Here is a 12,291-nt window from a genome sequence, read left to right on the forward strand (position 1 = left end):
ATTTCAAAATAAGACCATGATAATTGAACAGTTTTATGACAAAGGCCTGGCCCACGCCAGCTATGCTATTGTTAGCGAAGGTAAAATGGCTTTGGTTGATCCGGCTCGCGATCCGCAGCCATACTATGAATTTGCCAAAGATAACAATGCTGATATTGTAGCTATTTTTGAGACGCACCCGCATGCAGATTTTGTAAGCTCTCACCTGGAAATAGCCCGCAAAACCGGGGCCAGCATTTACGTGAGCAAGCTGCTGGGTGCCGATTATGAACATAAAACGTTTGATGATGGCGATGAACTAAAGTTGGGAAAACTAACCCTTCGTGCGCTAAATACGCCTGGACATTCGCCTGATAGCGTAACTATACTTTTACTGGATGAGCACGGCAAACAACACGCGGCTTTTACCGGCGATGCACTGTTTGTAGGCGATGTAGGCCGCCCGGACCTGCGCGAAAATGTTGGCAACATGACGGCCAAACGCGAAGAACTGGCAAAGCAGATGTACCAGACCACAAACAACGTTTTCAAGAAGCTGAATGAAGATGTGCTGGTATACCCTGCGCACGGTGCCGGATCTTTGTGCGGTAAAAACCTGAGCTCTGATACCTACTCTACCATAGGCCGTGAAAAGAGCACGAACTATGCGCTGCAGGATATGAGCGAAGCCGATTTCGTAAAAACCCTGCTCGAAGACCAGCCATTTATACCGAAATATTTTGGCCACGATGTTACCATGAACAAAGCCGGGGCTGCCGGTTTTGAAGAAAGTATAAAAGCAGTGCCGCACCTTGATAGCAACTCAAAGCTCGAAGAAGGTATACTTATTGTTGATACGCGCCCTCAGGCAAAGTATAAACAAGGCCATTTGCCTAACAGCATAAACATACAGGAGGGCGGCAAATTCGAAACCTGGCTGGGAAGTATAGTTGGCCCGAACGAGAAATTTTACCTGATAGCCGAAAACGCAGATGTACTCAATTCAGTGATCCGTAAATCGGCTAAAATTGGGTATGAAGGCAATATTAAAGGAGCGTTGCTACCTCCAGCCGTTTTACCACAAACAAGCGCGCAAACCAACCTCGACGACTTCACCTCAAATCCTGATAAGTATACCATCGTGGATATTCGTAACACAGGAGAAGTTAAAGCCGGAAAAATTTTCGAAAATGCCATTACCATACCTTTACCGGAACTGCGCGAACGTAAAAACGAGATACCGCAGGATAAGCCGGTAATGGTACATTGTGCAGCCGGCTATCGCTCGGCGGCCGGGCAAAGTATACTTGAAGAAGTGTTCAAAACTAAAGTATACGATCTCAGCGATGCCATTACCACTTTCGCACAGGTTACCCATTAATATCACAGGAACCCGCTTAAAAGCGGGTTCTTTTTTTTATTGGAAGCGGTTTAAATTCAGGCCTTTCCGGTAAATCAGGTATGAATATAAATGACGCTTTTCACTAAAAATTCCTTATCTTTACTAAAGATATTGGTCGTTTATATTTCCACTTTTTCCACCCGATGCCATTTAAAACAACTTACGAGTCTGATTTTTATAAAATCGAGGTAGACCAGGAAAATGATCTGCTGCGGGCTGAGTGGTTAAGGTCTGTAAACAGAGAAGAAATGATTACCGGTGGCACAAAACTGTACGAATCATTAAGAGATTACAGTATTACGAAGGCCATTGCAAACGCCCAGCGCTTAGAAGCTTTCGACACGGCTACAAAAGAATGGATGTCCAATAACTTTTACACGCTTTTATCTCAAACCCCGCTTCAAAAACTGGCCCGGATTCTCCCGGAGAGTCTGTTTCCCAAACTTACTTTAGAGGCGGTAGCTACAAGAGCCGATGCACAGAACATCAATAAATTTATCTATAAGAACTTTTTAAACGAACAGGAAGCCCTGGACTGGATTAACGAGTAATTTACTTTAACACGCTTCATTTATTTCCTGTTACCCGCCCTGCTTTATACATAGCAATTAAGCTATACTTCCCTCTCAAAAAAGTTATATAACTAATTTGCAGTATAGGTATACATTAATGTAACTTAGTGCTGTAAAGGAGAAAGGAATTGGGCTATGCGCGTACTACACACTTCAGACTGGCATCTGGGCCAGCGATTAGTTAACCTCGAACGTACCGAAGAGCACCAGCATTTCCTGGACTGGCTCCTGCAAACCATTGAAAACGAGCAGGTAGAGGTACTGCTAATGGCGGGCGATGTATTTGACACCGGCGCGCCTTCCAACACGGCACTAAAACAATACTATAACTTCCTGACCAAAGTATGCGCAACCTGCTGCCGCCATATCATATTTACAGGTGGTAACCACGATTCTGTGTCTACGCTGAATGCACCCAAGGAATTACTGGAGTGCTTTAACATAAAAGTAATAGGCGGCGCCACAACCGACCCGCTGGATGAACTGATCGAACTACGCAATAAGCAGGGGGAGCTGGAACTGGTTGTATGTGCCGTACCTTTCCTTCGCGACCGCGACATTCGCCTTTCTGTTCCGGGCGAGAGTTACGAGGAACGCGAGCAGCGGCTGAAGCAGGGCATTTCTGCCCATTATGCCGCTTTTGTGCCGCATGTGCAGCAATATAAACAGCAACGTATACCTGTTGTGGCCATGGGTCATTTGTTTGCCGCCGGTGGTTCGGCCTCCGATAGCGAGAAAGAAATACATGTGGGCAACCTGGGCCAGATCGGAGCCGACCAGTTCCCGAAGGAGTTTGATTATGTAGCGCTCGGCCACCTGCACCGTCCGCAAAAAGTAAACAACACTAACCACATTCGTTACTCCGGCTCTCCTATTCCGCTGAGTTTTAGCGAGGTTACCGACAAGAAAGTTGTTTTTATACTTGACTTTGAAGCGGGCAAACTAACTGACCTGCGCGAACTGGAAATCCCGGTTTGCCGCAAACTGGTGCGCTTTAAGGGTGCATTAGAGAAAGTTAAACAGCAGCTTGCTGTGTATGATAACAGCAGTTATACGTTGCCGGCCTGGGCCGAATTGCAGGTAGAGCTCGACGTGCCCCTACCCGATCTGAACCAGCAACTTGAGGAAGTGCTGCAACTCAAAAAAGACGAACTGCACCTGCTCATTCACCGCCCGCCAATTATTAAAGCGGCTAGGCAATCGCTGGAACAACAGGTGCAGCAGGAGGTTGATCTTCATACTTTAGCCGAGAAAGACGTGTTCCTGAAACGTTGCGAAATCGCTTTCCCGGAGAGTGACCATACCGAACTAATAACTACTTTTTCAGAGCTGCTGGAGCTGATGCGACAGGAAGTGGAAAGTTAGCAGACCTCGCAGCGTGCGCAGCTCCTGCGAGCGTCTTATGGTAGTGTTAACTGTTAAAGTAGGCCTTCCTCTAATTTATAGTACAATAAAAAAGTTTTGCTACTTGAGTCAAACGTCTTAAGTCTGAAATAATGAAAATCCTTGCTGTACGCTTCCAGAACCTGAACTCACTGAAAGGTGAGCACGAGATCCGTTTCGACCAGAGCCCACTGGCAGATGCCGGTTTGTTTGCCATTACCGGGCCTACAGGTGCCGGAAAAACCACTATTCTGGATGCGATTACGGTTGGCCTTTATGGTTTAGTACACCGCCACAGCACTAATAAACCGCTGGAGCTGATGACGCGCCATACTGCCGAGTCGTATGCTGAAGTGGAGTTTGAAGCAAATGGCAAAGTATACCGCAGCAAATGGCAGATACGGAGGAGCCGCGGCAAAGCGGATGGTAAAATTCAGGCGGTGCACATGGATCTGTTCGATTGTGAAGAGAATACTTTCTTCGACCTGAAGCCTAGTCAGGTGCCCGAAAAAATTGCCGAGATCTGCGGCTTGGATTATAACCAGTTCCTGCGTTCTGTGATGCTCTCGCAGGGCGATTTTGCACGCTTCCTGAAAGCCGACCCAAATGAGCGCAGCAGCTTACTAGAGAAAATTACCGATACCGGCATCTACTCTGAAATATCAAAATTTGCTTTTGAGAAAGCCAAAGAAGAACGCCTGAAAAAAGAAGAACTGGAGCGCCGCTTACAGGATAGCAAACTTTTACCCGAAGAGCAGCGCCAGAGCTACGCGCAAAGTATAACAGAGCTTATTGCACAGGAAACTATACTTGATCAGGAAGCCAAAAAATTACAGGAACAAGTTCAGTGGTTGCAACAGGTACAGCAATTAGAGGTCCGGTCGCAGCAACACCAGCATTCGCTGCAGGTACAGGAGCAAAAACTGGAAAGCCTGCAACCCGATTTTGCAAAACTACAGCAACACGAACAAGCCCGCCAGTACGAAGGCCAGCTCACACGTATTGAGGTAGCCAACGGTCAGCTCGTGCAAGTACAAACCCAACTTGATTCACTGGTTAAACGACTGCCGGTACTGGAAGCAGAGGTGGAACTGAGCGGCAGCATTGCCTACGAAGCCGGAAAAGCGCAGCAGCAACAGGAAGAAAAGGTACAGCAGCTTGAGCCGGTATTAACGCAGGTAACTCAGCTCGATCATCAGTTGCAAACCATCCGGGACACCTACCAGAAGGATAAAACCGTTTATGTGTCGTTTGAAGAGGTACTTAAGCAGGAGCAAAACCAACTGCAAACAAACCAGCAGGAACTGGATAAACTTACCGCTGAAGCTACAAGTATAAAAAACTGGCTTTCAGAAAACATGCAACTGCAGAATCTGCGGGAGCATTTGCCTGAGTTTCGCCAGACCCTGCGCGATCTGCAGGAGGTGGAACAACGCATAAATCGCAACCGGCAGGAGCAGCAGGACCTGCAAACTCAACTTCAGCACGAAGCTACCCAACGTGCACAACAAAGTATAAAACTGGAGCAGGTTGAGGCGCAGCAACAAATTTTCTCAGCTCAGAAACAAGAGAAACTTACAAAGCTGCAAACTATACTTGCCGATAAAACCATAGATGAGCTGGAGCAGTCGGCGCAGCAGCAACCGCTGTTAGTAGCCCGTTTCGAAAAGCTTTTGGAACTGGCAAAATTACATGCTGCCCAACTTCAAAAATCAGAAGAAATAACCCGGCAACTAGCGCAGTACGAGCAGCAAGCCAACGAACAAAGTATAAACCTGGAGGCAACGCAATTAAAGTATAATGCAGCTTCAGAGCGCCTTACAGATCTGCAAAAACTGGTACAACTGCAACAGCAGATACAAAAGTATGAAGCCGACCGCCATAGCCTGGAATCTGAAAAACCATGCCCGCTATGCGGCTCAGAGCACCATCCGTTTGTGGAAGGCAATTATACTATAAACCTGCCGGAGGAGGTGCAGAAGCGCGACCAGCAACAGGCGCTGGTAACAGAGTTACAGCAAAGTATAAATACACAGCAACTACAACTTAACACGTTGCAGCAAAAAACCCAGGTTGCCATAAACGCCAAAGCCGAAACTGAAGCCGAGATAAACAGGCTTAACCAAGCTTTTGCAGCCACCACCCCTGATGCAAGTATAACCATAGCGGGTATTTCTGAATTAGAACAACTGATTCAAACACATCAGGCAGCCATGAGCCAGTTGCAGCACACACTTACTGATGCCAGAGCTATAAGCCGCGAACTGGAAAGTATAAACCAGCAAACACAACAGCACCGCGAGTCGCAGCTACAATTACAATCAGAACTAAACCAGCTGGCGCATTCAGAAAGACATTTGCAGGTACAACTCCAGAAACTGCAAACTATACTTACCGATGAGCAGGAACAGCAGCAGGCACATACCCAAATGGCCGAATCTTTCGCAGCTACCTTTGGCCTGAAGTATACACTGGAAAACCGTGCCCATTTGCAGCAAACATTGGAGCAACGGGCCACCGAATATCTACAAAAGCAGCAGGCACTTGATGCTAAACGGGAGAAGTATATTGAGCTGAAAGAACTGGTTAAAAACCTGGCCGCCAATGTACAGGAAAAACAGCTGGAATTAAAGAACCGACAGGATGAGCTGAAGGGAAAACACAACCAGCTAACACAACTGAAAGCTGAACGTGTGCAGCTTTTCGGTGATAAAGACCCGCAACAGGAGCGCCAACTGGCACAGCAGGAACTGAAAGCCCGCGCTACGCAGGCCGAAGAAGCACGGGCTGCACACCAGCAAAAGCAACTGGAACTGCGCGAAACCCGCCAACGCCAGCAGGAATGTGAGCAAACGCATCAGCAAAATAAATCCGTGCTGGATGAGCTGCGCGATGGGCTGCTGCGTGTGCTGCAACAGCAAGGCATCGAAACAATAGAAACCCTGAGCCAGATGTTGCTGCACCGCGATGAAGCCGACCGGCTGGCTAACCTGAAAGCACAGACAGAAAAACACCTGACCGAGCTCCGCCGCTCCTTTACCGATATTCAGCATGAGCTAAGTGCGGCAAAAGCAAAAAACCTGACAGAAGAAAGTACAGACCAATTACATACTTTATACTTAGAGAAAACCCAACAGCAACGCGAGCTTATTGCCACCCGAGCCCGCTACGAGCAGCTACTGGAGCAGGACAAACAACAACGCGAAAAAAACCAGGAGCTAGCCGAACAATTAAAAATACAGCAATTGGCATGCAACCGCTGGAACCAGCTCGCTGACCTGATCGGCTCTGCTGATGGTAACAAATTCAGCCGTTTTGCACAGGGGCTGACACTGGCAAGATTAGTGGAACTGGCTAACCGCCACCTGCAAAAACTCAACGACCGTTACCAGATACTAAAGTCATCGGATGAAGACCTGGAACTGCTGATTGTTGACACCTACCAGGCGGAAGCTATCAGGCCGATGAACACCTTATCGGGTGGCGAAAGCTTCCTGGTAAGCCTGGCGCTTGCGCTGGGCCTTTCAGACCTGGCTGGTCGTCGTACCCAGATCAATTCTCTTTTTATAGACGAAGGCTTTGGCACCCTGGACGCCGACACGCTGGATGCAGCAATTTCCACCTTAGAAAACCTGCAGGCCAGCGGCAAAATGATCGGTATTATATCGCACGTAGAAGCCCTGAAAGAACGCATAAGCACACAAATTAAAGTACAGAAACAACACGGCGGCGTAAGTAAAGTAGAAGTAGTGGGCTGGTAAACTTAATGCCATATTTCTTGCCTGTTTTTTTACTTATACCTGGCATAAGTGCTTCGGTTTAAAGTATAGCTTTGTACTGTTGCATTCACTTTTTGCAAATTACGTATCTGTGAGTAAGTATAAATTTATGAGACGATTTAACCAGCATCTGCTACTACTGCTTGCATTTGGTTTCTGTTTTTCCTGCAACCAGAGCGAAGACCGGCGCAAAGCACAGGATGAATTCCGTCAACGCCAGAAAGAAATTCAGAAAGAGGCGCAACAGGAACAACCCGCCCCACCAACAGCCCAGACAGCCGAACCCGCAGCTCCGGAAGAAACTCCCATCCGGAAGCCAACAACCACAGCTGGCGACAAAGTTATAGCGGTAAAAGATGGCGATACCATAGACCTGCTGCGCAATGGGCAAACTATAAAAGTGCGCCTTTTCGGGGTAGATTGCCCTGAAAAAGCACAGGCTTTCGGTCAAAAGGCAAAGCAGTTTACCTCCGACCTTATATTTGGTAAAAACGTGCAGCTGATTGCCCACAACACCGACCGCTACGGCCGCACGGTAGGCACCATTATACTTCCGGATGGCCGCAGTTTGAACGAAGAACTGGTACGTGAAGGCTATGCCTGGCACTACAAAGCCTACTCAAACGATACGAAGCTAGCCAACCTGGAAGCCGATGCCCGCCGGTTTAAGCGCGGCCTGTGGCAGGATGTAAACCCAACGCCGCCCTGGGAGTTCCGGAAAGAAAAACGTACCGGCACAGCAGGCAAAACAGTTGCCAACTTACCCAAAGGTGCTGATAAAAGAGAAGTATATATTTGCAACAGCACCGGTTCGGGCGTATACCATTTCAGCAAAAATTGTTCGGTACTGAAGCGCTGCAAAGAAGAAACCCTGACAATAACCGAAGCAGTAGCCATACGCGATTATGGCCGCCGTGCAGATAGGACCTGTAGCGCACAATAAGTAAAAATGATTATCTTGTAAAAGAAAATCATCCTGCCTTATTTATGTATAAACTTTTAAAAGTAACAGCCATCATCGGGTTGGCTACATTTTTTTCGTGCCAGAAGGCAACTACTGAAAGCGAAGCTACCTTAACCCAGGAGCAAACCACAGCAAGTGCCGATACGGCACAGGCACAGCGCAGGCCAGCGCCAACATTCCATAAGATACCGACAGATATGGCTAAAAACCGTGTCTATATCTGCGACGATGACGTGTCCGATACGTTTCATCAGAAGAACGATTGCCAGCTATTATTGCAATGTAAGGCAAGTTTCAGAAATTTAACCCTGCTACGTGCTGTTGAAAATTATGGCCGCTACAACTGCGAAACCTGCAGCAAAGAACTTGCATTCGTTTTTATAGAAGGAAATGTAAACTAATCAGCGTAAGTATAAAAAAAGGCTCCTGTGTTCCGGGAGCCTTTTTTATACTTACTTATTTATTCTTTTTACTCTGCAGCACCAGCAGCGGCACCGTAGCTTTATAGGTCATTCGCTCGGCAAGGCTTTGCGAAAACAATTCTCTTAGAAAGCCTTTTTCGCGGCGAAGTATAGCCAGCAGGCTGGCGTGATTTGCCTCGTAATAGTCTATCAAGCCCTGCTGGCGGCTTTTATTCGTTACCTCTTTAAACTGTAAGGGATAGCCTGGAAAAGCCTGCTGCATCTGGCTCCAGAATGTTTCTGCCTTCTGAGCACTTTCAGTGGTTGCTTCTTTTACCACGTGCACAACATCTACAGTTGCATTAAACAGTTTGGCAATTTCAAAAACATATTGCAACGCTTCCTTATCGCCTTCGGCATAATCCGAAGCATATACTACTTTATTCAGGACCGGCGCCTCGGCAGCAGCCGGTACAGCCAGCACCGGGCAATTTACCTGTTCCAGTATCGCTTCTGCATTACTACCGATCAATAATTCTTCCAAGGCATTACCTACGCCGGTTGTACCCAATACAATCAGATCATACCCTTCGTTTTTGGTAAGGTGCTCGGTTATATCCGTTAGCAGCGCTTCGCGAAGTATATAATCACAGGTAAAACCAGCACTGCTTTTTGAGCTATATTTTTCACTCGTTTGCATACAAAGCTCCTTTAGCCTGCCTTCTGCATCGCGCATTTGCTCACCCAGCAACTCACTTGCTACCAATGCTGTCTCAGATGTATCTACTATAGGCAGGTGCACTACGTGTAACAACGATAGGTGCGCGCCGGCGCGAATGGCAATTTCGGCAGCATAATCTACGGCCTTCATGGCAGTATGAGAGAAGTCGGTGGGGCAAAGAATTTTTTTCATGTTCAATGTCGTTTTGGTATGCTCAGACGGTTTTATATCCGAGATTTACTATGTATACGAAAGAGAACAAAAGAGATAATAAAATTATACTTTAAAAATGATATCTATCATAATTAAAGCATTTACAATGGCCCGAAATGTAAATTTATACTTACCCAAAAACGGAAGTATAAGCCAGAAATTTCTGACTACAATACATACTTATACAGGGATCATTACTCCTGTACTTTATTCAATTCCTTGATTTCTTTCCAGGTCCAGAAGCGTTTAGGGTTTATACCCTGGTAGGCGTTTCTGTAAAATTCAACCACAGTGTTCTTTAACGCTTCTGCAGGTATGGAGGAAGTATAAATTTCGCGTGCAGTAGGGTTATCGAATGCTTCAGTACGGGTGAGTTTATCGCCGTCCAGGCGGAGAAGCGGGCCAGTATCGGTAATGGTATCGTGTGTCCAGGTGTGTCCCGAGGTTTCCAGTTCGTTAAGCTGAGCAGCCAATGGAGCCATACTCAGGCGCGGAAGCGTAGGCCGGGTAGCCAGGTCAACCCAGGTGGTATACTTATACTCCAGCTCGTAGCGGTTATTTTCGTAACAGGCCAGCACCATATCAAACCCTTTTGTGCGGCTGAACAAAGCATAGTAATGCACCGGTTTGGGCGTTTCTATAATTATAAGCCCGATTTCCGGGAAGCGTGTCAGTTTGGTAGTTGGCTTATACATGTCTCGGTAACCGAGCAACACATCGGCTACTTCATCTTCCCAAACACCTTTTTCCCAATCCGGATCCTGAAGCACGCGTGTAAACTCCCGCAGAAAGTATTTAAACTTTTTAGGGCATAGCGTTACCTCATTTTCAGGCAGTTGCTCCGCTCCGAAAGGCGGGTAAAACAGGTCGCGCTCACGGGCATTTATCCAGCAAACAAGTTTCAGGGCTTCGCCGGCCAAAGGGTGGTTCAGATCCAGCTCCCTGAAATCGCCTATGAGGGCCATTTGCCGCAGCAATTCTTCGTTTTCCAGTGCCAGTTCCGGGTTCAGCAAGCTCCAGACCCCTACAAATCCATCAATATCAAAATGGTTAGCAGTTACATACTCCAGCTCCAATTCGGGCAATTGCAGGCGCAGGGCATTCAGTACAATAGCGGCACTGGTATCGTCCTGTAATGCCGGTGGTGTGGGTGCTCCGCGCCAGTGCGACAGCATAAGCCCGTTCGGGTGTGTACTGTCAACTACAATGGCTTTATGGTTTCTGATATCAGAGAAAGGTATAAACTTGCGCGTAATCATGGTTTAAAGGTACATAATAATTTACTTTGCAGCCGCTGCATTTATACTTAAGCTGCAGCCTTACACCAGATCGGGTGCAAAACCTAATAAAAGGCCTTGCGTTCGAGAGAGTTCTAACACCATAGCCGCATGAAGCTCACTGACCAGATATACGCCACCTCTCTTACTTTACTCACCGACCTTTACCAGCTTACAATGGCCTATGGCTACTGGAAACAAGGTATGGCCGAGCAGGAAGCTGTATTCCATTTATACTTCCGTAAAAACCCGTTTGGTGGTGGCTATACAGTAGCAGCCGGGCTGGAGTATGCTGTAGAATATTTGCAGGCTTTGCAGTTCAGCGAAGACGACCTGCAATACCTGGCCAGCCTGAAAGGCAGCAAAGACCAACCCTTATTTGAGCAGGGCTTCCTGGATTATTTGCGCGACATGCGCTTTACCTGCGATGTAGAAGCGATACCAGAAGGCACAGTTGTTTTCCCGAACGAGCCGCTTGTGCGCGTGCGCGGCCCTTTGTTGCAGGCCCAACTAATAGAAACCCCACTGCTAACTATCATTAACTTCCAGACGCTGGTTGCCACCAAAGCAGCCCGTATTGTAGATGCCGCCAAAGGCGACCCTGTAATTGAGTTTGGTATGCGCCGCGCGCAAGGCATCGATGGTTCGCTTTCTGCTACACGGGCAGCATATATTGGTGGTGTTGGCGCAACTTCCAACATGCTGGCAGGCAAACTATTCGACATTCCGGTAAAAGGAACCCACGCACACAGCTGGGTACAGGCATTTGATTCTGAGCAAGCTGCTTTTGATGCGTACGGCGATGCTTTCCCGCACGATTCTGTATTCCTGGTAGATACTTACAATACCATAGAGGGCGTAAAAAAAGCCATCGAAACTGCCAGAAATTTACAACATACAGGCTTTAAACTCAACGGCATCCGCCTCGATTCGGGAGACCTTACTTACCTCAGTATAGAAGCCCGTAAAATACTGGATGAAGCCGGTTTTACCGATACCAGTATTGTAGCCAGCAACGATCTGGATGAGCACCTGATCACGAGCCTGAAACAGGAAGGATCGAAGGTAAATGTATGGGGAATCGGCACTAAAATGGTAACCGCCTACGACCAACCGGCATTAGGTGGTGTATACAAACTGGCAGCACTTAACAAAGATGGCAACGACTGGGAATACAAGATCAAGCTATCGGAACAACTGGCCAAAACATCTAACCCCGGCATGCAGCAGGTACGCCGCTTTTTTGACCAGAACGGCTACATTGCCGACATGATCTATAACGAGCTGGAACCCCTGCCTTCCCAACTACTGATCGTAGACCCGCTGGATATTACCCGCCGCAAAACGATTGCCCCCGAAACTGATTTTAAAGATTTACTCGTTCCCATTTTTGAGAAAGGAAAGCTGAAGTATAAGCTGCCAACCCTTAAAAGTATACAGGCTAAAACACGCCACGAACTACAGCAGCTGCACGAAAGTATACGCCGCTACATGAACCCGCATAGCTACCCGGCCGGCCTCGAAGAAAGCCTGCACCATTTCAAAACTGAGCTTATACTGAAGCTGCGCGAGAAAGGTGATGAAGTAAGTACACTATAGA

Annotated in this window: 9 protein-coding genes; 7 read left to right on the plus strand and 2 right to left on the minus strand. The window is 47.4% G+C overall.

Annotated features, from left to right (window positions below; genetic code table 11):
• The first annotated feature begins 16 nt into the window (after positions 1-16).
• From LWP20_RS07030 to LWP20_RS07055, 6 genes are all read left to right on the plus strand, one after another.
• Positions 17-1,360 carry an MBL fold metallo-hydrolase gene (locus LWP20_RS07030; RefSeq protein WP_242927411.1) on the plus strand — a complete coding sequence of 448 codons (1,344 nt, stop codon included), beginning with the start codon at positions 17-19 and terminating at the stop codon, positions 1,358-1,360.
• A gap of 164 nt (positions 1,361-1,524) precedes the next feature.
• Positions 1,525-1,932 carry a hypothetical protein gene (locus tag LWP20_RS07035; RefSeq protein WP_242927412.1) on the plus strand — a complete coding sequence of 136 codons (408 nt, stop codon included), beginning with the start codon at positions 1,525-1,527 and terminating at the stop codon, positions 1,930-1,932.
• 156 nt (positions 1,933-2,088) lie between these two features.
• Positions 2,089-3,318: an exonuclease SbcCD subunit D C-terminal domain-containing protein gene (locus LWP20_RS07040; protein WP_242927413.1), complete on the plus strand. Its 1,230-nt coding sequence runs from the start codon at positions 2,089-2,091 to the stop codon at positions 3,316-3,318.
• Between the two features lie 131 nt (positions 3,319-3,449).
• Positions 3,450-7,097 (plus strand): AAA family ATPase, encoded by a 3,648-nt coding sequence (locus LWP20_RS07045; RefSeq protein WP_242927414.1) that lies wholly within the window; start codon positions 3,450-3,452, stop codon positions 7,095-7,097.
• Positions 7,098-7,224: 127 nt separating this feature from the next.
• Complete coding sequence (locus LWP20_RS07050) at positions 7,225-8,058, plus strand: thermonuclease family protein (RefSeq protein ID WP_242927415.1); 834 nt, start codon at positions 7,225-7,227, stop codon at positions 8,056-8,058.
• Between the two features lie 44 nt (positions 8,059-8,102).
• Complete coding sequence (locus tag LWP20_RS07055; RefSeq protein WP_242927416.1) at positions 8,103-8,480, plus strand: hypothetical protein; 378 nt, start codon at positions 8,103-8,105, stop codon at positions 8,478-8,480.
• 55 nt (positions 8,481-8,535) lie between these two features.
• Here LWP20_RS07055 and LWP20_RS07060 read toward each other — a convergent pair whose 3' ends face one another.
• Both LWP20_RS07060 and LWP20_RS07065 read right to left on the minus strand, forming a co-directional pair.
• Positions 8,536-9,393 (minus strand): universal stress protein, encoded by an 858-nt coding sequence (locus LWP20_RS07060; RefSeq protein ID WP_242927417.1) that lies wholly within the window; start codon positions 9,391-9,393, stop codon positions 8,536-8,538.
• Positions 9,394-9,608: 215 nt separating this feature from the next.
• A complete protein-coding gene (locus LWP20_RS07065) occupies positions 9,609-10,673 on the minus strand; it encodes a DUF6687 family protein (RefSeq protein ID WP_242927418.1) in 1,065 nt (354 codons plus the stop codon).
• 129 nt (positions 10,674-10,802) lie between these two features.
• On the opposite strand from LWP20_RS07065, the gene LWP20_RS07070 reads away from it, so the two are divergent.
• The gene (locus LWP20_RS07070) at positions 10,803-12,290 is read left to right on the plus strand and encodes a nicotinate phosphoribosyltransferase (RefSeq protein ID WP_242927419.1); all 1,488 of its coding nucleotides are present in this window, start codon (positions 10,803-10,805) and stop codon (positions 12,288-12,290) included.
• Position 12,291 lies beyond the last annotated feature (1 nt).

The organism is Pontibacter vulgaris, from assembly GCF_022758145.1.
Classification (GTDB): Bacteria; Bacteroidota; Bacteroidia; order Cytophagales; family Hymenobacteraceae; genus Pontibacter; species Pontibacter vulgaris.

What these genes read in the sequence shown, in the direction of transcription:
- LWP20_RS07040 (WP_242927413.1), top strand. Translation starts at nt 2,089, where the DNA reads ATGCGCGTACTACACACTTCAGACTGGCATCTGGGCCAGCGATTAGTT.
- LWP20_RS07035 (WP_242927412.1), top strand. Translation starts at nt 1,525, where the DNA reads ATGCCATTTAAAACAACTTACGAGTCTGATTTTTATAAAATCGAGGTA.
- LWP20_RS07030 (WP_242927411.1), top strand. Translation starts at nt 17, where the DNA reads ATGATAATTGAACAGTTTTATGACAAAGGCCTGGCCCACGCCAGCTAT.
- LWP20_RS07050 (WP_242927415.1), top strand. Translation starts at nt 7,225, where the DNA reads ATGAGACGATTTAACCAGCATCTGCTACTACTGCTTGCATTTGGTTTC.
- LWP20_RS07060 (WP_242927417.1), bottom strand. Translation starts at nt 9,393, where the DNA reads ATGAAAAAAATTCTTTGCCCCACCGACTTCTCTCATACTGCCATGAAG.
- LWP20_RS07065 (WP_242927418.1), bottom strand. Translation starts at nt 10,673, where the DNA reads ATGATTACGCGCAAGTTTATACCTTTCTCTGATATCAGAAACCATAAA.
- LWP20_RS07045 (WP_242927414.1), top strand. Translation starts at nt 3,450, where the DNA reads ATGAAAATCCTTGCTGTACGCTTCCAGAACCTGAACTCACTGAAAGGT.
- LWP20_RS07055 (WP_242927416.1), top strand. Translation starts at nt 8,103, where the DNA reads ATGTATAAACTTTTAAAAGTAACAGCCATCATCGGGTTGGCTACATTT.
- LWP20_RS07070 (WP_242927419.1), top strand. Translation starts at nt 10,803, where the DNA reads ATGAAGCTCACTGACCAGATATACGCCACCTCTCTTACTTTACTCACC.